18 protein-coding genes and 1 pseudogene are annotated in these 22365 nt (G+C 66.1%); 7 read left to right on the plus strand and 12 right to left on the minus strand.

What is annotated here, in order from left to right:
* Positions 1-35: 35 nt before the first annotated feature.
* Genes ACX80X_RS01775 through mtrA form a run of 3 tightly spaced genes read right to left on the minus strand, consistent with a single transcriptional unit; the run spans position 36 to position 4322 of the window.
* Entirely contained in the window at positions 36-1754 is a 1719-nt protein-coding gene (locus ACX80X_RS01775; RefSeq protein WP_459311044.1) for an LpqB family beta-propeller domain-containing protein, read from the minus strand.
* Complete coding sequence (gene mtrB, locus ACX80X_RS01780) at positions 1751-3676, minus strand: MtrAB system histidine kinase MtrB (protein WP_459311046.1); 1926 nt, start codon at positions 3674-3676, stop codon at positions 1751-1753. The genes ACX80X_RS01775 and mtrB overlap by 4 nt, the downstream gene beginning before the upstream one ends.
* Positions 3648-4322, minus strand: coding sequence for an MtrAB system response regulator MtrA (gene mtrA / locus ACX80X_RS01785; RefSeq protein WP_056343773.1), 675 nt, complete (start codon positions 4320-4322; stop codon positions 3648-3650). Before mtrA ends, mtrB begins: the two co-directional genes overlap by 29 nt.
* 154 nt (positions 4323-4476) lie before the next feature.
* Between mtrA and ACX80X_RS01790 the strand changes: the two genes are divergently transcribed.
* From ACX80X_RS01790 to ACX80X_RS01815, 6 genes are read left to right on the plus strand one after another with little or no spacing between them, the layout of a single operon-like run.
* Positions 4477-5745, plus strand: coding sequence for a hypothetical protein (locus ACX80X_RS01790; RefSeq protein WP_459311048.1), 1269 nt, complete (start codon positions 4477-4479; stop codon positions 5743-5745).
* Positions 5735-6391 carry a DUF4129 domain-containing protein gene (locus ACX80X_RS01795; RefSeq protein ID WP_459311050.1) on the plus strand — a complete coding sequence of 219 codons (657 nt, stop codon included), beginning with the start codon at positions 5735-5737 and terminating at the stop codon, positions 6389-6391. Before ACX80X_RS01790 ends, ACX80X_RS01795 begins: the two co-directional genes overlap by 11 nt.
* Positions 6392-6405: 14 nt before the next feature.
* Entirely contained in the window at positions 6406-7659 is a 1254-nt protein-coding gene (locus tag ACX80X_RS01800; protein WP_459311052.1) for a DUF4350 domain-containing protein, read from the plus strand.
* Positions 7656-8657 carry an AAA family ATPase gene (locus ACX80X_RS01805; protein WP_459311054.1) on the plus strand — a complete coding sequence of 334 codons (1002 nt, stop codon included), beginning with the start codon at positions 7656-7658 and terminating at the stop codon, positions 8655-8657. The genes ACX80X_RS01800 and ACX80X_RS01805 overlap by 4 nt, the downstream gene beginning before the upstream one ends.
* Positions 8658-8668: 11 nt before the next feature.
* Positions 8669-9961, plus strand: a complete 1293-nt coding sequence (locus tag ACX80X_RS01810) for a DUF58 domain-containing protein (RefSeq protein ID WP_459311056.1) — start codon at positions 8669-8671, stop codon at positions 9959-9961.
* A gap of 41 nt (positions 9962-10002) precedes the next feature.
* Entirely contained in the window at positions 10003-10716 is a 714-nt protein-coding gene (locus ACX80X_RS01815; protein ID WP_459311058.1) for a DUF4166 domain-containing protein, read from the plus strand.
* A gap of 51 nt (positions 10717-10767) precedes the next feature.
* On the opposite strand, the gene ACX80X_RS01820 is transcribed toward ACX80X_RS01815, so the two are convergent.
* The 7 genes from ACX80X_RS01820 to mnmA form a co-directional block, all read right to left on the minus strand.
* Positions 10768-11778, minus strand: a complete 1011-nt coding sequence (locus ACX80X_RS01820; protein WP_252598240.1) for a uroporphyrinogen decarboxylase/cobalamine-independent methonine synthase family protein — start codon at positions 11776-11778, stop codon at positions 10768-10770.
* Positions 11769-12155 (minus strand): chorismate mutase, encoded by a 387-nt coding sequence (locus ACX80X_RS01825; RefSeq protein ID WP_058931921.1) that lies wholly within the window; start codon positions 12153-12155, stop codon positions 11769-11771. Before ACX80X_RS01825 ends, ACX80X_RS01820 begins: the two co-directional genes overlap by 10 nt.
* A 121-nt stretch (positions 12156-12276) precedes the next feature.
* On the minus strand, positions 12277-13992 hold the full coding sequence (locus ACX80X_RS01830) for an ABC transporter ATP-binding protein (protein ID WP_459311060.1): 1716 nt from the start codon (positions 13990-13992) through the stop codon (positions 12277-12279).
* Positions 13989-15002 (minus strand): ABC transporter permease, encoded by a 1014-nt coding sequence (locus ACX80X_RS01835; protein ID WP_252598242.1) that lies wholly within the window; start codon positions 15000-15002, stop codon positions 13989-13991. The genes ACX80X_RS01830 and ACX80X_RS01835 overlap by 4 nt, the downstream gene beginning before the upstream one ends.
* Entirely contained in the window at positions 15002-16084 is a 1083-nt protein-coding gene (locus ACX80X_RS01840; protein ID WP_252598243.1) for an ABC transporter permease, read from the minus strand. Before ACX80X_RS01840 ends, ACX80X_RS01835 begins: the two co-directional genes overlap by 1 nt.
* 95 nt (positions 16085-16179) lie before the next feature.
* Positions 16180-17820 carry an ABC transporter substrate-binding protein gene (locus ACX80X_RS01845; protein WP_252598244.1) on the minus strand — a complete coding sequence of 547 codons (1641 nt, stop codon included), beginning with the start codon at positions 17818-17820 and terminating at the stop codon, positions 16180-16182.
* A 173-nt stretch (positions 17821-17993) separates the two neighbouring features.
* A complete protein-coding gene (gene mnmA / locus ACX80X_RS01850; protein WP_252598644.1) occupies positions 17994-19100 on the minus strand; it encodes a tRNA 2-thiouridine(34) synthase MnmA in 1107 nt (368 codons plus the stop codon).
* A gap of 224 nt (positions 19101-19324) precedes the next feature.
* Here mnmA and ACX80X_RS01855 point away from each other — a divergent pair.
* A pseudogene (locus ACX80X_RS01855) lies at positions 19325-20227 on the plus strand (NAD(P)/FAD-dependent oxidoreductase); the annotation flags it as partial.
* Positions 20228-20329: 102 nt separating this feature from the next.
* Here ACX80X_RS01855 and ACX80X_RS01860 read toward each other — a convergent pair.
* Together ACX80X_RS01860 and ACX80X_RS01865 are read right to left on the minus strand one after the other, a co-directional pair.
* Positions 20330-21562, minus strand: coding sequence for a cysteine desulfurase family protein (locus tag ACX80X_RS01860; RefSeq protein WP_459311062.1), 1233 nt, complete (start codon positions 21560-21562; stop codon positions 20330-20332).
* Positions 21563-21618: 56 nt separating this feature from the next.
* The gene (locus tag ACX80X_RS01865; protein ID WP_459311064.1) at positions 21619-22281 is read right to left on the minus strand and encodes a helix-turn-helix transcriptional regulator; all 663 of its coding nucleotides are present in this window, start codon (positions 22279-22281) and stop codon (positions 21619-21621) included.
* Positions 22282-22365 lie beyond the last annotated feature (84 nt).

Consider the following 22365-nt stretch of genomic DNA (forward strand, 5'->3'; position numbering starts at 1 on the left):
AGCCCCGGAACTGCTGGTCCGCGCTATGTGGAAAGCTACCCAGGGAATGAGGGGTCGATGGGGCCCTTCAGCTGGGGCGACCAGCCGTTGCCGAGCCGCTGGAAGATGCCCTCGGCCGACTGGCCGTAGATTTCCTCCAGCCCGTTGCCGGCGCTGAGCCACACAAGGCCGGGCCACGGCGCCAACTGCTGGGGTTGTCCGGACGTGAGGGACAGCAGCTCCGGCGTGACGTTCGAGCCTGCCGAGGCTTTCATCACGGCGACCGTTGTGTCGTTCACCCAGACGCCCTGGTCCGGGTCACCGGAAACCACCAGCGTGATCGGGGCAGTCAGTTCCCGGGGTGTCCCGTCGGCGTTCCGGATGATCCCGGCAATCTGCACCTTCGTCTTGCCCTTCTGTTCCGAAATGACCAGCGCCCGGACGCCCTCGCGGGAGATCCTCAGCTCCTTGACGGTTCTTCCGGCCAACCACGACGGCGTGAGCGTAACGGTGGGAACGGCGGCACCTTCGGCGACTCCGATGGGCCGGTAGGCCACCACCTCCGTACCGCCGGTAGCTCCCGGCCCTGCGGCCCACACCCAGTCATGAATACTGAAGGACGGGTGCGTAATGGTGCTGCGCGTTGTCAGCGCACGGGCGGGCTGTCCCGGCACCATGCTGTAGAGCGTCGTCCGGCTTTCGTTGAGGAAGGCAACGGTCTGGGACACCGGGGATTCCGACGGGTAGCGGGGCCCGAGCGATGAAACTGGCTGCATATCCGGCAGCGGGGACACCCTGTTGTTTTCGTAGCGAACCAGCTCATTGCCGCTGACAGCAATCTCGCGGACCGGCACGTTTTTGTCCCTCACCGGGGGCAACACCGAACCGTTGTCTTCGACGCGGACCAGGTCCTGGTTGGCATGCAACTCCACATTAACGACGTCGGGCTGGCTGCGGAACGTGAGCGAAAGCTGCGTCTGCATCCGGAGCCTGTCCTCCGTGGACGCCTCGGTGAGTTCCTTGGCGGTGAGGTCCACCTGCGCGGCGCCGGACACCACCGGAACCGATTCGCGGGCAAGTTTGATGCCGGACGGGAAGGCGCTCACCACGGCTCCGCGAAGGTACGGTGCGGGGCCGGCAAGCAGGGCGCTGGTCATGGCTTTGACGGTCTTGTTCTTGATGAACCAGCGCACGTCGGGCACGGCATACGTGAAGCTGGGATCGTAGAAGTAGATGGGGTAGGCGCCGTAGATGACCTTGAAGGTTTCCTCCGGGATTGCTGTTCCGTCGGGGATTGCCGAGATCCGCCATTCGCCGTCCACCTGGGTGAGCGTGGCGGGAATGTTCTCGATGGTGCCCTCGGGCATCTGGGTGGCGATGCCGTCAACATCCACGCTGTACGCAACGTCCAGCTGGTAGTTGTAGACGTTGTCGACGCCGGTGCCCACCACTTTCGCCTCGCGGTACACCAGCGCGCGCTGGTCGGGTTTCCAGGATACTGACGCTGCCTGCGTCAGGTATTCGCGGGCCACCGCGTAGTCCCCCTCGTATCCGGTGCCGGCCCGGTAGAAGTAATCAATGATGTTTTCCGGAGTAGCGCCGGGCTGGGGAGCGGCCGGGAGGAACACCGGTGCGTTGACGTTGCCGGCGCTGCCTTCCGCGCTCTTCCCCACCGGCCCGGCCGTGGGAATGCGCGCGCAGGAGGCCAGCACCAGGGCAACGACGAACAGCACAACGCTCCTCTTCAGCATCGCCCGCACTTTTCGTCCCGTCATGAAGACTCCTTCGGTGTTGCGCCCGTCCCGGCAGGGGTGCGCCCGGCGCCCTGGCCACGCCCGCCGCCAGCGGGGACATCAGGCGCCCCAGTGGGGCCGGGCCCCAGGACCAGCACGTTTTTCGAATGTGGGACGTCGGGGAGGATGATGTCCTCCGGCTCAAGCTGCACAGGCGAGCGGTCGATCTCCTCGCCCTGGCGCAACGGAATGGTCAGCCGGAAGTTGGCCCCTCTACCCTTGTTTCCCCATGCCTGCAGCCAGCCGTTATGGAGTTTGGTGTCTTCCATTGCGATGGACAGGCCCAGTCCGCTGCCTCCGGTGGTGCGGGCCCGCGCCGGATCCGCACGCCAGAACCGGTCAAAGACCCGGGCGGCCTCGGCCGGGGTCATGCCGATCCCCTGATCCCGGACTGCAACTCCCACCGCTGACTGGTTAGCTGAGACAGTCACGGTGACCGGCCTGCCTTCGCCATGCTCCACTGCATTCAGGATGAGGTTCCGCAGGATCCTGTCGATCCTCCTGGCGTCCATCTCCGCGACAATTCCCACGGCGGGAGCCCGGAGGATGATCTCCGAGCCGTATTCGGCCGCGACGGGCGCTGCCCCGTCAATGACATGGGCGATCACCTGCAGGATGTCCTCGGGCTCGGCGTCGAGCATGGCCACGCCGGCGTCGAAGCGGGAGATCTCGAGCAGGTCGGCCAGCAGGGACTGGAACCGCTCCACCTGGTTGTACAGGAGTTCCGCGGAGCGCTTGTTGATGGGGTCGAAGTCGTGGCGGGCGTCGTACAACACTTCCGCGGCCATCCGGACGGTGGTCAGGGGGGTGCGGAGCTCGTGGGAGACGTCGGAGACAAACCGCTGCTGCATCTGGGACAACATGGCCAGCTGGGTGATCTGCTCCTGGAGGCTGGCGGCCATGTGGTTGAACGATGCCCCGAGTCGGGCAACCTCGTCTTCGCCTTTGACCACCATCCGCTCCTGCAATTGGCCGGCAGCGAGCTTCTCCGAAACCAGGGCAGCGTGGCTGACGGGGCTGACAACATTGCGGGTGACATACCAGGCGATGGCCCCGATCATCAGCACCAGCACCGCGCCGCCGGCCAGGAGGACGCCCTGGATTTCGTCGAGCGTCTGCTGGGCGGTGTTGACGTCATAGATCAGGTAGAGCTCGTACACGGTCCCGTTGAAGGTCACCAGGTTGCCCACGGCGATGCCCGGCCTGTCCTCGGTACCTACCGGAATCACGGTGGAGGCCCAGTACTGGTCCTTGCCTGAATCCTGTACCGCCGTACGGAGTTCAGGCGGGATGACGCTGACGGTCAGCTGGTCCGAGGCCCGCGACTCCACCCAGCGGTTCCGGGGCTTGGTCTGTTCGGGCTTGGCTTCGAAAACGTAGCGGCGCTGGATGACGGAGCCGCGGCCCTCCACTGCGTTCAAAGTGTCGTAGACCAGGGTGATGACGCTGGACTGGTCGGTGACCTGGGCGCCGTCGAACGTCTCCTGGACCTGCTTGACAAAGTAACGGGTCTCGGATTCGGCCTGGGTGAGGCGCTCCTGGAACAGGTTGTTGGCGATCTGGTTGGACAGGTAGGCGCCCACGGCGCCAAAGGATGTCACGGCCAACAGCAGCGTGGTGAGGACTGTCCGGAACTGCAGGGACCGGCGCCAGCGCCGACGCATGGCCCGCCCGGCAAAACGGACCGCAGGGAAGAAACGGGTCACGTCGAGACGGACAAGGCGGCCCACCCGTAGCCCCACGATTACTCCACGGCGCCGCCAGATCCGTGCCCGGAATGGCAGCGTTGCCAGCTCCGACGGCAGCGCATCCGTGTGCTCCGGGCCCTTGGCTGCGGGAAGGTCCGGGGCGCGGTGCGCTTCTGGTCCTGAGGGCTCAGGAACCTGCTTTGTAGCCGACACCACGAACCGTCAATACAACTTCGGGAGCTTCCGGATCCCGTTCAATTTTTGACCGGAGGCGCTGGACGTGGACGTTGACCAGCCGGGTGTCCGCCGCGTGGCGGTAGCCCCAGACCTGCTCCAGCAGCAGCTCACGGGTGAACACCTGCCATGGCTTCCGCGCCAGGGCTACGAGGAGGTCAAACTCCAGGGGCGTGAGGGAAATCCGCTCATCGGCACGCTTCACGGTGTGGCCGGCCACGTCGATGGTGATGTCAGCGATCCGCAGCGTTTCAGGCGCCTTCTGGTCGCCGGGCCGCAGGCGGGCACGCACGCGTGCCACGAGTTCGGCGGGTTTGAACGGCTTGGGCACGTAGTCGTCTGCGCCGGACTCAAGGCCGCGGACGACGTCGGACGTATCCGACTTGGCCGTGAGCATGACGATGGGCACGTCCGATTCGGAGCGGATCTGCCGGCAGACCTCGATGCCGTCCACGCCGGGCAGCATCAGGTCAAGCAGCACGAGGTCAGGTTTCGATGAACGGAAAATATCCAGCGCCTGGCTGCCATCGGCGCAAAAAACCGGCTCAAAGCCGTCATTGCGCAGAACAATCCCAATCATTTCGGCCAGCGCTTCGTCATCGTCAACTACCAGAATGCGTGCCTTCATAGTTATATATTCCCTTATTGAACAGGGTTTGTCCTGTTGAACGGCCTTACGGCATGGCGCCACACTATGACGCCCGACGGCGGAACTATAGGCTGGCAACACGCGGACAGTCCCGCACGGGGGAAGGAACAGGGTGCCACACCAGGATCCGAACATGCAGCAGCCGCATCCTGCCGGCGAGGCTGGGAAAGGCCAGCCGCCAGGGAACCAGGCTCCGTGGGGGCAGCAGCCCGGCCCGGCACAGCAGCCCTGGGGCGGCCAGCCGGTTTGGGGACCTCCTCCGGGTGGCCCGCCGGCTTGGGACACTCCGTCGCACAATCCCTACGGCGCTCCGCCGCCCTACCAGCAGCCGCGTTATGTTGCCCCGCCCAAACCCGGCATCGTTCCCCTGCGGCCACTGATGTTCGGCGAGATCCTGGATGGCTCCTTCCAGGCGATCAGGCGCAACGCCAAGGCCATGCTGGGCGCCGCGCTGCTGGCGCAGACGCTCGCCGCAGTGCTCACGGCAGTTCTCAGTTCATTTTCCGCCACGTCCGCGGCGTCACTTGAAGCCTGGGCGGCGGGCCTGACGGAGCAGGACCTGGTCCCGCTGGTGGTGACCTTCGCGTCCGGGATCCTGCTCGTCTCGCTCACCGTTTTTCTGTCCGCGGTGCTGCAGGGCGCCATGGTGGTTCCGGTCGCCAGATCCGTCCTCAACCGCCCCACCGGCTTCAGGCAGATGTGGACCCTGGCGCGGTCCCGCGCTGGTGCCCTGATCCGCCTTGCGGCCCTGCTGGTGGGCGGCGGGCTCCTCGTTGCGCTGCTGTTTTTGGCGCTGGCAGTGCTGCTGGTCAGCACCGTCGGCGGAGTGGGCGCCCTGATCCTCATCCCGCTGGGGCTGGTGTGCTTTGTGCTGTACGTATGGGTCTACATCAAGCTTATGGTGGCCCCTGCCGCCGTTGTCGTGGAGGAACTCGGTGCGATGGCCGGCATTCGGCGCTCCTGGGAACTGACACGCAGCAATTGGTGGCGGCTCCTGGGCATCACGCTGATGGTGGGCATCATGGTGGGGGTCATCGCCCAGGTCGTCATGATTCCCGTCACGCTGCTCACCGGCTTTTACACCGGAGTGGTCTCACCCCACGGCGGTTCCGAGCAGGCCATGACGGCGGCCGTGGTGGCGGGCGTTGCCACCGCGGTCGTTACCGCAGTGGTCGCCGCAGCGGGTTTTGCCTTCCAGACCTCCGTGATGGCGCTGCTCTACCTCGACCTCAGGATGCGCCGGGACGGACTGGATATCGCCCTGCTCCGGCTGCTGGAATCCGGAGCAGATCCCGACGGCGTCCCGGGCCGAGGCGTTCCGGTCTACCGGGCGGGACGCGGCCAAAATCCGCTGCCGCCCTACGGGGCACCGCCCGGCGGGGCATGGCCGGATGGCCGCTGAACCACCGGTCCTGCCTGGCCGCGACGAGGCCCGCCGCTGGGCCGAAGAAGAACTCGCCAAGCCGGAATACCGTGACGCGGCCCCCGGCTGGCTGGACACTGTGTGGGCGGACATCCTGGACTGGCTGCGGTCCCTGGACGGCGGCTCCGGCCCGGACACCACCGTGGCGGCGCCGTGGATCGGTGTGGCCATCGCCGTGCTGATCGGCGCCGCGGTCGTCCTGGCCCGCCCGCGCCTCAACGCGAAGGCCAAGCGTGCCGGAGACGTATTCGACGCCGGCACAACAGTCAGTGCCGAGGCCTACCGTGGGCGCGCGGCGGCCGCTGCCGCGGCCGGCCACTGGAGCGCCGCCATCGTGGACTGTTTCCGTGCGCTCGTGCGCACAGCCGAGGACAGAACGCTTTTCGACGCGCGGCCGGGCCGGACCGCGGACGAGGTGGCGCACGAACTGGCCACACCGTTTCCGTCAGAGGCCGGCCGCCTGACGGAAGCTGCGCGGACTTTCGACGGGATCCGCTACGGAAATGAGTCCGCAGGCCAGGCTGACTTTGCCGCGGTGCGCGAACTGGACATTGCCCTGCAGTCCCTCACGCCGGCGAGCGCCGCCCTGCCCGCTGAACGTAACGAACCGGCGGTTCCGCGATGACGCAGGGTCCCACGATGCAGAACCCTTCGCCGGATCTTTTGACGCCCAAACTTCCGACGTCGGGTGCACCGGAGGCGCAGCCGGGTTCCGCCCCGGCACTCCGATCCGGGTCCGGGTCCGGCGCCGGTGCCGTGTCCGGTGCCCGTGCCTGGCTCCGGCGGCACCGCGGCGGGGCAGCGATCGGCGCGGCGGCCGCCGTCGGACTGGCGGTGGTTATTTCCACCCAACTCGCACCAAAGGGCGATTCCCTGCCCTTATCCGTGCATAACGCCGGGCCGGGCGGCGCCAGGGCGGTCACCGAGATACTGGGCCGCCACGGTGTCGAGGTCCAGGATGTTGACTCCTTTGACTCCGCCACGGCAGCACTCGCGGACCGGCCGGGTGCCACCCTCCTCCTGTACGACCGGAGCGGATTCCTGGACCAATCCCGGCTGGACGAGCTGGCCGCAAGTGCGGGTAGCGTAGTGCTGGTGACGCCGCGGCTCGGCACGCTGAAGGCCCTCGATACCGGCATCAGCCAGGCCGGTGTGGTGCCTGAGTCAACGGCGCTCCTGGAACCGGGCTGCGATCTCACCGATCCCGCGGCGGCAGGTGCTGTCTCCGGAACCGGCGGATTCCTGTACGACGGCGGCACAGTGTGCTTCAGCCCGCCGGGAAGCACCGCCGGGCTGCTTGCCCGCACGGATGACGGCGGCCTGACCGTCCTGGGCAGCACCGCCCTCCTCAACAACGGCGGGCTTGCCGGCCACGGCCATGCCGCACTGGCCCTGCGGACGCTGGGCGGCTCAGAAGTCGTTGTCTGGTACCTGCCCGGACTGGGCGACGCGGCCGCTGCGGAGTCAACGCAGACACTTGATGACCTCGCCCCTGACTGGGTGGCATTCCTGGGGCCCTGGCTGGTCTTTGTGACCGTGCTGACCATTGTGTGGCGCGGGCGCCGCCTCGGCCCGCTCGTGTTTGAACCACTCCCCGTGGTGGTCAAGGCCGTGGAGACCGCCGAAGGCCGCGCGCGCCTTTATCAGGATTCCCACGCACTGGACCGGGCACGGGACAACCTTCGGGCCGGCACCCTGGTTCGTCTGGCGCAAGCCCTTCGAATCGGATCCCAGGCCACTGCCGACGACGTGGTGCAGGCAGTGGCCCGGCACATGGGCCGGCCGGTCAGAGATATCAGCGGCCTGATCCAGGAACGCCCCGGTACCGCAACCAGGCTGGTGCAATGGTCACAGGAACTGGACAAACTAGAGAACGAGGTCAGAACCCGATGAACGAACCGTACGGCGCCCCGCAGATCATGGATTCCTCCCCGCGGACGCTGGATCCCGCCCGGCAGGCGCTTTTGGATGTCCGCCACGAGGTTGCCAAAGCCGTGGTGGGCCAGGATGCCACCGTCACGGGACTCCTGATCGCGCTGCTTTCCCAGGGGCATGTTCTCCTCGAGGGCGTGCCCGGTGTGGCCAAGACACTCCTGGTCCGTGCCCTTTCCGCCGCGCTGAGCCTGGACACCAAACGCGTACAGTTCACCCCTGACCTGATGCCCGGCGACATCACCGGTTCCCTGGTCTATGACTCGCACACCTCGGAATTCAGTTTCCGCGAGGGGCCGGTCTTCACCAACATCCTGCTGGCCGACGAAATCAACCGGACGCCCCCGAAGACGCAGGCCTCCCTGTTGGAGGCCATGGAAGAGCGGCAGGTCTCGGTGGACGGGGTGTCCCGGCCGCTGCCGGCGAACTTCCTGGTGGCGGCAACCCAGAACCCCGTGGAATATGAGGGAACCTATCCCTTGCCCGAAGCCCAGCTGGACCGGTTCCTGCTCAAGCTCACCATGCCGCTGCCCAGCCGGACTGACGAGGTGGAAGTGATCCGGCGGCACGCAGCCGGCTTCAATCCCCGGGATCTTGCTGCCGCCGGTGTCCGGGCGGTGGCCGGCGCCGAGGACCTCGAACGGGCGCGGCGGGCTGTGGCCACCGTTGCCGTCGAACGGGAAATCATCGGCTACATCGTGGACCTGGTACGCGCCACCCGGCAGGCGCCGTCGTTCCAGCTGGGCGTCTCGCCCCGCGGCGCGACTGCACTGCTTAATACGGCCCGCGCCTGGGCCTGGCTGTCGGGCCGCAGCTTCGTCACCCCGGACGACGTCAAGGCACTGGCGCTGCCGTGCCTGCGCCACCGGGTGGCCCTGCAGCCTGATGCCCAGATGGACGGGGTCCGCGTGGACGATGTCCTGGGCAGCATGCTGGCGTCCGTCCCGGTCCCCCGCTGATTCGCTTGCACATGGCACTCTCCGGACGGTTCGTCGTGCTGGCACTGCTGGGCCTGGTGCCGGTGTTGCTGTTTCCTCGCGGGGGAACGGTCCTGGGCGTGGTCGTGGCACTCGCTGCTCTCCTGGGCCTGGACCTTGGCCTGGCCGCTTCCCCGCGGGCCATCATCGTCACGCGCGCCGAGCCCGGCAACGTGACGCTGCACGGCACGGCCGCTTCGGTCATCACGCTGCGCAACAGTGGCCGGCGACGCTTGCGCGCCACTGTTCGAGACGCGTGGCAGCCGTCTGCCGGGGCTGTGAATCCGGTCCAGGACCTGGACATCCCCGCCCTGGAAAGCCGCCGGATGACCGTCCGGCTACAGCCGGTCCGCCGTGGCGACGTGGGCGCCCGGCACGTCACGGTGCGCTCCCATGGACCCCTTCGGCTCGCGGCACGCCAGCGCACGTTTAACTGTGACGGCCTCCTGCGGGTCCTGCCGCCGTTCCATTCCCGCAGGCACCTCCCCTCGAAGCTCAGGAAACTCCGCGAACTCGACGGCAAGGCCGCCGTGCAGATCCGGGGTTCCGGCACCGAATTCGACTCGCTGCGTGACTACGTCCGCGGGGACGACGTCCGGTCCATCGACTGGCGCGCAACCGCCCGCCGGTCCGCCGTCGTCGTCCGCACCTGGCGCCCGGAACGCGACCGGCGCGTGGTGATCATGCTGGATACGTCCCGCACGTCAGCGGCGAGGATCGAGGACGAACCAAGGCTGGATACCGGCATCGAAGCGGCGCTCCTGCTGGCGGTGCTGGCAGAGCGTGGCGGTGACCGGGTGGATTTCCTTGCCTACGACCGCCGTCCGCGGGCCAGAGCCGGTTCCGCCACCACCGGCAACCTCCTGGGGCAGCTGGTGCAGGCAATGGCGCCCCTCGAAGCTGAACTGATCGAGCTTGACTGGTCCAGCCTCCCCGGCCAGATCCGGGCGGTCTCCGCCCACCGGTCCCTGGTGGTGCTGCTGACGGCGTTGGACGGCGGGGCGCCGGAGGAAGGACTCATTCCCGTGGCCGCGCAGCTCGCCCAGCAGCACGTTGTGGGGGTGGCCGCCGTCCGTGATCCCATGCTGGGGCAGATGCTGCGGGAGCGTGAGAACGCCGCCGGTGTATTCCGGGCGGCAGCGGCTGAACGCGTACTCCTGGAACGGGCGGCGGTCAGCGCCGAGCTCCGGCACCACGGGGTGGAAGTGGTGGATGCGGAGCCACACCAGCTGCCGCCACAGCTTGCCGACATGTACATCCGGCTCAAGGCGGCCGGTAGATTGTGAATTACTGCAGCGCCGCTGACGGTACCGTCCAGGAGGTCACCATGAACGTCCCTATTTACCGGCAGGCCCTGGGCGAGGACTTCCACCGGCTGCAGCCTGAGCTGCAGGAGTACTTTTCGCTGGCGCCCGGTTCGGGGCACTACGGCGTCGGGGAGGGCGTGTTCGACGTTGTGGGCTGCCGGCAGGCGTGGCTGCGGCCGCTGCTCAAGCTGACCTCCGGGGAGGACGCGTTCTTCCCGGATTACGGGGAAGGCATCCCCTTCCGGATTGAAAACCATGCCCACCAGGATCCGTTCGGCCGCTCCAGCCTGACTGCCAGGCGGGAAATCCGTTTCCCCGGGCACCTGCGGATATTCCAGGACACCACCAGCCTCGTGGATTCCGACGGCGGCCCGCGGCTGGTGGACTACCTGGGCCGTTTCCGGCGCATGGTGACCGACCTCAAGCTCAGTGTGACGAACGAGGGTAGGCTGCGCGGCGTTTCCGAAGCCTCGCGGCTGTTCCTGGGCCCCCTCCGCCTGCCGCTGCCGGCCACCGTGGATGCCAGGGCTTACGCCGAGCAGTGGTGGGACGGCGCCGCAGGCGAGCACGGACAGCACCGGATCCAGGTCAAGGTCATCCAGCCGCAGATCGGGCTGGTCCTGGTCTATGCGGGCGGTTTTGACTACCGCCTGCGTCCCTACATCGGCGGCAGTTCGGCGCAGAGTTTCCTGCCCCGCTACGCCCAGCCGGACCGTTGGGAAAACCGGACGTAGAAGTCTTGCGTCGCACGGCTGAGCGGTGGGCCCGCTCAGCCGTTCGCCCGCTCAGCCGTGCGCGCGCTGGTTCAGGCCGTCGGCCACCTGGGTGAGCCGGCCCAGCACTGCTGTGGCGGTGGCCGGCGTGTGGCCGGCAAGTCCCGCCGAGGGGGTGACCCGGATACTGCCCAGGGACGACGCCGGGAGCCCCAGCTCGTGCCATGGCCGCCAGACGGACTCCACGACGTCGGCCACCCTGGGCAGTGTGCCGCGGCTGACGTCCAGGGCGCCGGCCCAGATCCGCTTGCCTGCCTCCACTGCCGTGGCCAACTGCTCCCACTGCCGTGTGGTCAGGGCCCTCAGCGGCACGGCCACGCCGTCGGCACCGGCGGCCATGATCCGGTCGATGGGGGCCTCAATTTCAGGCACGGAGATGACGATTTCGGCGGCACCCGCGGCGCGCAGCGCGTCGATCACCACCTGCCAGGACTCGGTGACCTCCTGGCCACCCACCGCCCGAAGCGTGCGGTAACCGCTCGACGTCGGAATGGTGCCGGCCAGTACGGCGGCGATATCAGGCTCATCGACCTGGACCACCAGCCGTGCGCCCGGAACGGCGCTGGAGATCCGGGACAGGTAGCCGCCCACCCCTGCGGCAAGCGAGTCGGCAATGTCCCGGCGTGCGCCGTAGTCGATCAGTGCCCGTTCGCCGTTGTGCAGGTGCAGCCCGGCGGCAAGACCCAGCGGTCCCAGCAGCTGGACCTTGAGTTCGGGGGCCGGGGTGTCCTCGGCGCCGGCGACATCTGCCAGGACGTTGATGTCGGTGGACAGGGCCGACGCGGCCCGGCGGAAATCCTTGCCCGGACGGTCCACCAGCCGCCAGCCGTACGGCTGGACATCCACGGCCATTTCAACCAGGAGTGCGGCCGTCCGCCCCAGGGCGTCGGAACCGACTCCACGGTCCGGAAGCTCTGCCAGGAACGGCAGGTGCGGGCTTCCAAGCTCGCCGCGGATAATGCGGGCAGCCTCCACGGGGTCCTCCCCCGGCCAGGGCCCAAGCCCGGTGGATGTTACTTCCACTCTGCAGCGGCCTGGTGGTCCTCGGCGATGGCTTCATGATGGCGGATGACCTCGCCGATGATGAAATTCAGGAACTTCTCCGCAAACGCGGGATCGAGGTGTGCATCCTCCGCCAGCCGCCGGAGACGGGCGATCTGGGCGGATTCCCGGCCTGGATCCCCCGCCGGGAGCCGGTGCGCGGCCTTGAGGAAGCCCACTTTCTGGGTGGCCTTGAACCGTTCGGCCAGGAGGTACACCAGGGTCGCGTCGATGTTGTCGATGCTGGAGCGGATGGACAGCAGTTCCGCCATCACCGAGTTGTCCACGTGGCCTGCCAGCGAACTCGCGGCGGCATCGTAGGTGTCGGTGTCGGGAACATCGTGGTTTTGCTGCGTCATGGTCCAAGTCTATGGGGCGTCCGGAGAAATCCTTCCGGTGTTAAGCGGCGGACGGACACCCCGCCTGGTGGGGCGGGATGTCCGTCTGGTGATGCCGCGACTGTGGGGTCGCTGGTGGTGCCTACTGGGGCAGCAGCGCCCGGTGCGCTTCCCGGCGTCGTGCCTGTTCGTCCGGATCAGGGACCGGCAGCGAGGCAATCAGCCGTTTGGTGTAGTCGTGCTGCGGCGCGCCCATCACCTGGCTGCCGATACCCTGCTCCACCAGCTTGCCCTTGTACAGGACGCCCACCCACTGGGACAGAATGTCCACCACCGCGAGGTCGTGGCTGATGAACAGTGCCGCGAACCCGAACTCGGCCTGGATTTCCTTGAAGAGTTCCAGGACCTTTGCCTGCACCGAAACGTCCAGGGCCGACGTCGGCTCGTCAGCGATCAGCAACCGCGGGTTCAGGATCAGTGCCCGCGCCAGCGACGCCCGCTGGCGCTGGCCGCCGGACAGCTCGTGCGGGTACCGCTGGGCGTACGACGCCGGCAACTGCACTGATTCAAGCAGCTCAGCAACGCGTTTGCGCGCCTGCGCCGGGCTCGGGTTGGTGTGAATGATCATGGGCTCCGCTACGCAGTCGCCGATGGTCAGCTGGGGGTTGAAGGACGCAGCCGGATCCTGGAACACAAAGCCAATATTCTTCCGGAGGGGCTTGAACGTCCGCTCCTTGAGGTTCAGCATCTCGTAGCCGAGTACCTTCAGGCTGCCGCCCGTGGTCCGGTTCAGGCCCGCGATGGCCCGGCCGATGGTGGTTTTCCCTGAGCCGGATTCGCCCACCAGCCCAAAGACTTCGCCCGGGGACACGGTGAAGCTGACCCCGTCCACGGCCTTGAAGGCCGGAGTTCCCAGCCTGCCGGGGTACTCGATGGTCAGGTTGGTTGCCTCCACCAGCACCGGCGAACCCTGGTGGGCGCGTTCCCGCAGGCCCTCCGACGCCGAGTTCCGGCCCAGGTGGGGCACGGCGGCCAGCAGCTTCTTGGTGTAATCCTGCTTGGGTTCAGCAAAAAGCACGCGCACCGGCGCCTCCTCCACCACATCACCCTGGTACATCACCACTACGCGGTCCGCGAGATCGGCCACCACGCCCATGTTGTGGGTGATCAGCACGATCGAGGTGCCGTACTTGTCCCGGAGGTCCCGGAGCAGCTCCAGGATTTCGGCCTGGACGGTGACATCCAGGGCTGTGGTGGGTTCATCGGCGACAATCAGTCCCGGGTTCAGGGCCAGCGCGGCGGCGATCACCACGCGCTGCTTCTGGCCGCCGGAGAACTGGTGCGGATAGTAGTTAACCCGATGCTCCGGATCCGGGATCCCCACTTTGCGCAGCGCCTCAATGGCACGGACCTTCGCGTCCTTGGCCGAGACCCGCTTCCCGCCGGCCCCGCCGGCGTGGGCACGGATGCCCTCGGCGATCTGCCAGCCCACGGTGAACACCGGGTTCAGTGCCGTGGAGGGCTCCTGGAACACCATGGCCACATCGCGGCCACGGATCTGCCTCAGCTTCGCGGCGCTGACGCTGATCACGTTGTTCCCGTTGATCAGGACAGCCCCGCCGCTGGTGGCTGTCTCCGGCAGCAGCCCGAGGATGGTTTTCGCGGTCACGGTCTTGCCCGAGCCGGATTCGCCCACGATGGCCAGGACCTCGCCGGAGCGGACGTCCAGGCTCACATCCTTCACGGCATAGACGTCTCCGCCATCGGTGGCGAACGTGACTTTGAGGTGGTCGATCTCCAGTACGGGCTGGTCTGCCGGCCTGGACTGGTCAGATGCCGAATCAATATTGATGGTCACAGTCCTCTCACATTCGCTGCGATGGCAGACTGCGCGGCCGCGGTTGATGGTCCCGGGGCGCCCTTGGCGCCGGCAGCCTTGCGTCCGCGCAAGCGCGGATCGTTCAGGTCGTTGATGCTTTCACCCACGAGGGTCAGGCCAACCACCGTCAGCACGATGGCGAGGCCGGGGAACACGCCGGTCCACCAAATGCCTGAGGAGGCGTCGGACATCGCCTTGTTCAGGTCAAAGCCCCATTCAGCGGCGGAGCTTGGCTCGATACCGAAACCGAGGAAGCCCAGGCCTGCCAGAGTGAGGATGGCTTCGGAGGCGTTGAGCGTAAAGATCAGCGGCAGGGTCCGGGTCGCGTTGGAAAAGATGTGCCTGCTGATAATCCTGGCGCTTGAGGCGCCAACAACCTGGGCGGATTCCACAAACGGTTCAGCCTTGAGCCGGATGGTTTCAGCACGGATCACCCGGAAGTACTGCGGTACAAACACTGCCGTGATGGCAAACCCGCAGGCGAGGATTCCGCCCCAGAAGCCAGACTGTCCCTTATTGATGGCAATCGACATCACGATAGCCACGAGGAGTGTGGGGAAGGCGTAAATCGCGTCAGCAATCACCACCAGCACTCGGTCCAGCCAGCCGCCGAAGTAGCCACTCACCAGTCCGAGGAACACTCCCAGGAAGATGGACATCAACACGGCAGCAACAATCACCGCCATGGCTGTCTGCGATCCCCAGATCATCCGGGACAGCACATCGTATCCGCCCACGGTTGTTCCCATCAGATGCTTGCCACCGGGTTCGGCCTGCGCCGGGAAAGAACCGGCGTCATCGGAAATCTGAGAATACCCGTAGGGCGCCAGCACCGGCGCAAATATCGCGGCCACCACAAAAACAGCGCAAAGGACGACGCCGATGAGCAGCATGGTCCGTTGCAGGCCAACGCTCTGGCGGATGTGGGACGAGACCGGAAGCCGGTCCAGCAAGGACTTCTTTTTCGGTTCCAAAACTGTGGTGCCCATCAGTACCTCACTCGCGGATCAATCAGGGCAGCGGCAATATCCACCACGAAATTGGTGATCGCCACAATGACGGCCAGCAGCATCACGATGCCCTGGACAGCCACAAAGTCACGCGCGGTAAGGTACTGCGCCAGCTGATAGCCAAGGCCCTTCCACTCGAAGGTGGTTTCGGTCAGCACCGCACCGCCGAGCAGCAGGGCAATCTGCAAACCCATCACCGTGATGATGGGGATCAGCGCAGGCTTGTAGGCATGCTTGGTCACCAGGCGGTATTCACTGACACCTCGGGACCGGCCTGCCTCAACATAGTCCCTGCCCAGCGTGCCGATCACGTTGGTGCGGACCAGACGGAGGAAGACGCCCGCGGTCAATAGGCCCAGCGCGACGGCCGGCAGGACTGCGTGGTGGACGATGTCGCCAAAGGCTGCCAGATTGCCGCTGCGAAGGGCGTCCAGCCAGTAGACGCCAGTGGGCGCTGCCAGCCGGCCCATCGCCAATTCCGTTGTGGTGGATGCACGGCCAGCTACGGGGAACCAACCCAGTCCTACAGAAAATGTCAGCTTCAGCAGCAGGCCGGCAAAGAAGACAGGGGTGGCATAGCAAAGGATGGCGAACATGCGCAGGACAGCGTCCGGAACCTTGTCGCGTTTGTGGGCGGCGAACATACCCAGCGGTATTCCCACGAGCAACGCCACCATCACGGCGTTGATGCTCAGTTCCAGGGTGGCTGCACCAAATTTCGCGAGCATCTCGATGACGGGCCGGCCATCTGAAATAGTCCGGCCGAAGTTTCCGGTGGCGATGTGGCCAAGGTACTCGATGTATTGGATGAACAGGTTCCGGTCATAGCCGGCCTGGTGAACCAAGGCGTCGATTTGTTCCTGCGGGAGGCGTCCGCCCTGGGCTGCGGTAATGGGATCGCCGGTGATCCGCATCAGAAAGAAAACGAGGGTGACGAGGATGAAGATCGTGGGGAAAATGAGCAGGAAGCGAATCAGGATATACCTCCCGAGGCCACCTCCCGCGGATTTGGATGTGGGGGCCGCTACAGTTGGCGGCGGCGCATCAATCAATGTGGCCATGCTGAACCTGCTTGGTCTGGAAAGCGAAAAGTGTGGAGCCAACACGTAGGAGGCAGGGCCGGCCGGCCCCACCTCCTACGCAGGTGTAACAGGTGTTACTTGGAAATGGTGCCGAGCCGGAACTTGAACGACGCATCCAGCGTCGAATCCACGCCCTTCACCTTGGTCCCCGAAACAGCCACCTGTGCCCCTTGCAACAACGGCAACGTGGAGATGTCCTTGGCAAGCAGGTTCTGGACCTCCTGTATGGTCTTCTCACGCTCTGCCTTATCAGCCGTCACAAGCTGCTTTGCGATCAGCGTTTCGACCTCGCTGTTGGAGTAGTGGTTGTTCATGAAGCCACCGCCCACAAAGAAGGGTGTCAGGTAATTGTCCGCGTCGCTGAAGTCCGGGAACCAGCCCAGCTGGAAGACGGGGTAGCTGTCTTTCTTCGACGCAGAGTTGTACGTGACCCACTCGGTGGACTGAAGGTCCACGGTGAACAGACCGCTCTTCTCCAACTGGTCCTTGACCATGGCGTATTCGTCACCGGATGACTTGCCATAGTGGTCAGGGTTGTACTGCAGTTTGATCGTTACCGGGCCGGTGATGCCGGCGTCGGACATGACCTTCTTGGCCTTGTCCAGGCTGGGCTTGCCGGAGCCGTCCCCATAGGCCTGCTTGAAGGATTCGTTGGCGCCCACGAAACCGGACGGGACGTTGGACCACATGGGCAGGTACGTGCCCTTGTAGACCTGGTCCGAGATGGCTTGGCGGTCAATGAGGTCAGCAACGGCCTGGCGGACGGCCAGCGCTTTCTTGGGGTCCGTTTCCGGGGTCTTGGCACCGAAGGGCATGGTGTCGAAGTTGAAGACGATGTACCGCATCTCGCCGCCGGGTCCGACATGGACCGTGACGTTGGAGTCCTTCTTGAGGTCATCGATGTCCGTGGCGCTCAGGCTGCGGTTGGCAACATCGATCTGCCCGCCCTTGACCTCCAACTTCATGTTGGTCTGGTCGGTGTAGTACTTGATGGTGGCCCCTGCGTTGGCGGGCTTTCCAAGCACGCCCTTGTAGTCCGGCCAGGCCTTGAGGCTGACCAGCGTGTTCTTGTTGTAGGAGTCGATGATGTACTGGCCGTGGAAGGCATTGGCCTTGACAATTTCCTCGTCGCTGAGGAGCTTGTCTGCCGGGAAGACTTCATCGTCGACGATCGGCGCGGCCGGGCTGGTCAGAATCTGCGGGAACGTCTGGTCGTTGGCATTCTTCAGCGTGAATACAACGGTGCTGGCATCAGGCGTGGCAATGGAATCGATGTTGGACAACAATGATGCCGGTCCATTGGGATCGTTGATGGCCACCTGGCGATCAAAGGAGAACTTGACGTCTTTGGAATCCAAAACGTGCCCGTTGGCCCACTTGAGGTCGCTCTTCAGCTTGACGGTGAATTCCGTAGGCTTGGTGAAGGACGACGATTCGGCAAGGTCCGGCACGGGATCGGCGCCACCGGGCTTGGAGTTCAACAAATAGGAGTAAATCTGGTTCATCACCATAAACGAACCGTTGTCGTACGAGCCCGCCGGGTCCAGTGCGGTGACTTTGTCTGTGGTGCCATATGCGATGACGCTGCTTGCATTCTCCGAAGCTGTGCTGCCACCGCCCCCGCCACCCGAGGGGCCCGTGCAGGCCGTCAATGCGAAGGCGGAAACGCCTGCGAGCGCGAGTGCGCTGCGCAAGGCTTGAGTGCTCTTGGTCATCTGTGAACTTTCTGTTCGATGAGTACGCGCTCGCCGCCCGCAAATGGGTGTCTTGGCTTGAGCGGGCAGCGCGCTGTCCTGATGCCTAGATTCAACCAGACGCCGGACTCATCAACCGGCTTTTTTGTGAGTTGAGACACAAAATTTACCTGACCGGGGTAAATTGCTCCGCCTCAGAGCTCCGCGCGCTGCAACGACCGGGCAGCGTCGATGGTGGCCTGGCCCAAGACGCGGCTGCCCTGGTAGAGGACCACTGTCTGGCCAGGTGCCACACCGCGCAGCGGATCGGTCAAGGTGACCAGCAGCTGGGGTGCACCCTCGCCGGGCAGCATTCGCGCGGTTGCCGGCACGGGGTCTCCGTGGGCGCGGACCTGGGCATAGCAGTCAAACTCGGCGCCCGTTTCGATTTCCGCGATGGGCAGACCGGCCCACGAGACCTTGATGCCGCGGATCTCGTCAATGGCCAGCAGCGCCTGGGGCCCCACCACTACCTTGTTTTCCTTGGGCCGGATCTCCAGGACGAACCTGGGCTTGCCGTCCGCTGCGGGTGTGCCGAGCTTCAGGCCGCGGCGCTGTCCCACGGTGAACGCGTTGGCTCCCGGGTGCTCCCCCACCTTCGAGCCGGTCTCGTCCACAATGTCACCGGTGGTCATGTCGATCTTTTCGGCGAGCCAGCCCGCGGTGTCGCCGTCGGGAATGAAGCAGATGTCGTGGCTGTCGGGCTTGTTGGCCACTGACAGTCCACGGCGCTCGGCCTCGGCCCGCACCTCAGCCTTGGAGGGCGTGTCAGCCAGCGGGAACATGGAGTGCTTGAGCTGCTCGTGGGTCAGGACACCCAGGACGTAGCTCTGATCCTTGGCCCAGTCCGCCGCCCGGTGAAGTTCGGGGTTGCCTTCGGCGTCCTTGATGACCTTGGCGTAATGCCCGGTGCAGACGGCGTCAAAGCCCAGGGCGATGGCCTTCTCCAGCAGGGCGGCAAACTTGATCCGCTCGTTGCAGCGCATGCAGGGATTGGGTGTCCGCCCGGCAGCATACTCATCGATGAAGTCCTGGACCACGTCTTCCTTGAAGCGCTCCGAGAAATCCCAGACGTAATACGGAATGCCCAGCACATCGCAGGCCCGCCACGCATCGCGCGAGTCCTCGATGGTGCAGCAGCCGCGGCTGCCCGTCCGCAGGGTTCCGGGCATCCTGGACAGCGCAAGGTGAACGCCGACGACGTCGTGCCCGGCTTCAACGGCACGTGCTGCGGCAACGGCGGAGTCGACTCCACCGCTCATGGCTGCTAGAACTCGCATGCTGGCTTTCTTTAGGTTCGGGGGATGCCGGCAGAGGGCGGCTGCCGTTCAACCGGCTGCCGCAGAAATAGCACAATGCCTGCCGCACCAGTCTATCGCCACGCCGAATCCTCCCCAAAAGACCCTTGACCCAGCGGGCCTTCACTTCTAAAGTCAGAACTAACGGTTTTAGACTTCGAGCACGCACCAGCGGGAATCGGACGGACATGGCTGAGGACATTGCGGCCGCGGGGGAATCTGTGATTGCCGGCGGCTGCCTGGCCGGTGCCACCGCTGCCAAGACCCTGCGGGCGGAAGGGTTCGAAGGCCGGGCGACCATCATCGGCGCCGAGCGCCATCACCCCTACTTGCGGCCGCCGCTGTCCAAGGAGTATCTGCTGGGAAAGGCTGACGAGGACGCCGTCCCGGTGGTGCCGCCAGGCTGGTACGCGGAGAACGACGTCGGCCTCCGCCTGGGCGCGCGCGTCACGGACATCCGGCCGGACGCCAGGACGGTGGAACTCGACGACGGCAGCACACTGTCATACGGCTCCCTGCTGCTCGCCACCGGCGCGACGCCCCGCACCCTCCGCGTGCCCGGCAGCGATCTGGCCGGGGTATCCACCTTCCGCACCTTGGACGACAGCCGGCGGTTGCGCAGCAGCCTGGCGGCGGGCGGCAGGAACGTGGTGATGATCGGCTCCGGCTGGATCGGTATGGAACTGGCTGCGGCGGCCGCCACGTACGGAAACAACGTCACCCTCCTTGGCCTGGAAGAGATCCCCCTGGCCGGGGCCATCGGCCCTGACCTCGGACGGTTCTTCCGCAGCCTCCACGAAGCCAACGGCGTGAGCTTCCGGCTTCCTGCCTCAGCGCGGGAAATCACCGGCCACGGCGGCGCTGTCACCGGGGTGGTCACCGATTCCGGAGAGGCGCTCCCTGCGGACATCGTGGTCATCGCCGTCGGCATGGTTCCCGAGACCGGACTCGCGCAGGCGGCCGGCCTCACCCTGGACAACGGGATCCTCACGGACGCGTCCCTGCAGACCAGCGCGCCCGGTATTTTTGCCGCCGGCGACGTCGCCAACGCCTTGCACCCCTTCACCGGCCAGCACCACCGCAGCGAGTACTGCTCCAATGCCCTGAACGGCGGAAAGGTGGGGGCCAGGGCCATGCTCGGCCAGGACCCGAGTCACAACGGAGCGCCTGGCCGACAGGTCCGTTGGGCTCGATCAGCTCCTGCCGGAGGACGCCTGACGCGCTACCGTTCCCGCAGTCTGGATCGAGGATTCATGCCCGGCCATCCCTGCCTGGCGGGCGCGTTGGTACGCGCCGGGGAGGGCTGCCAGCAAGGCATCCACGTCCGCGTCGGTTGAGGCATGTCCCAGCGTGAAGCGCTGGGCGCCACGGGCTGTCTCCTCGTCCAGCCCCATGGCCAGCAGCACGTGGGACGGGCGCGGGACACCGGCCGTGCAGGCGGATCCCGTGGAGGATTCCACCCCCACCAGGTCCAGCAGGAACAGCAGCGAATCACCTTCGCAGCCAGGGAACGTGAAATGCGCGTTGCCGGGCAGCCGACCCTCCCCCGGGGCGCCGCGGAGTGCAGCTTCGGGCACCCGCTGCAGGACGCCGTCGATGAGCCTGTCCCGCAGGGCCGCGATCCTCGCGGACTCGGCGGCAAGCCGTGCGGTGGCGGCCTCGGCGGCAGCAGCGAAGGCGGCGATGGACGCCGTGTCCAGCGTCCCGGAGCGCACGTCGCGTTCCTGGCCGCCGCCGTGCTGCACCGGGGTCAGCTTGACGGCCCGCCCCAGCAGGAGGGCGCCGACTCCCACCGGTCCGCCGATCTTGTGCCCGGAAACGGACATCGCGTCCAGCCCGGAGGCCTTGAAATCAACCGGCAGCGAGCCGAAGGCCTGCACGGCATCCGAATGGACCGGCACCCCGGCGGCGTGCGCCAGCTGCACAATCCTGTGCACCGGCTGGATGGTGCCCACTTCATTGTTGGCCCACATGACCGTCACGAGCGCAATGGTCCCGGGGTCCCGGGCCAGCTCGGCGGCGAGCACGCCCAGGTCCGCCACGCCCTCGCTGTCCACGGGAAGCCACGTGACAATGGCACCCTCGTGCCGCTCCAGCCATTCCACGGTGTCCAGCACGGCATGATGCTCGACGGCGGAGCAGAGGATGCGCCGCCGTGCCGGGTCTTCGCCGGAACGGGCCCAGTACAGGCCCTTCACGGCAAGGTTGTCGGACTCAGTGCCCCCGGACGTAAAGATGACCTCGGAGGGATGGGCGCCGGCCGCTTTCGCGATTGCTTCCCTGGCGTCCTCCACGGAGCGGCGGGCACGCCGGCCCGAGCCGTGCAGGGACGAAGGATTGCCGGTGCGGGCAAGTTCCCGGGTCAGGGCTGCCAGCGCCTCGGCGGAAAGTGGCGTGGTGGCTGCATGATCGAGGTAGACGGGCACGCCTCAATTCTAGCGGCGCCCAGGGCGGCACACCCGCGGCCCCGGCCCATCAGGTGTCAGGGCGGGGTGATCCTGGCGCAGCACTGGCCAGGCTCGCTGTTCGGCGCTATACGTTCCTCCGGCTCCCCGCACGCCGCAGCCGCGCCCTGCAAAAATGATCCGTTCATGGCGCAGACCACTTCCGGGTGCCCGTCCGAGAGCCGATGGAACGGGCAGTTCACCAGCACAAAGCCGCCGGTGCCGTCAGGCCTGGGCTCGTAGCCCTCCCCCGCCATGAAGTCCGCCAGGCTTGCGGCGCCGGCGGCCAGCGCCTTGCCCTTGCCGTACGACGCGGCCAGCAGGGAATTGCCCACGGCTCCGCCGGTCGCTGTGGAGTGCTCGATCGCTGCGACCAGCAGCTCAGCGGCGAGGTCATAGTTGCGGTCCGGCACGGAAGCGCCGACCTCACTCGTTGATTGCCGGTACATCTTCGCCGGCCGCCCGGAGCCAGGACCTGACTTCCCGGCGGCCTTGTGGAATTCCACCGCCAGGAGTCCGTCCTGGACCAGCCTGTCAAGGTGGAAGGACGCAGTGCTTCTTGGCAGGCCGAGGGCCAGCGCAGCCTCATCGCGCCCGACTGCGGCATCGGAAGCGGCAACCAGTTCAAAAAGCTGCCGGCGCTTGTCGTCGCCCAAGGAAGCCACGGCCGCCATGCGGCGGCCCCACGGAAGTCTGCGCACCCTGTACCCCTAACTCTAAAAACAATATCCATTGCTTAATGGTGCCAATCTTTCTAAAATAATCATACCTACTTTTAGAAGGAG

This window comes from Pseudarthrobacter sp. MDT3-1, from assembly GCF_054510755.1.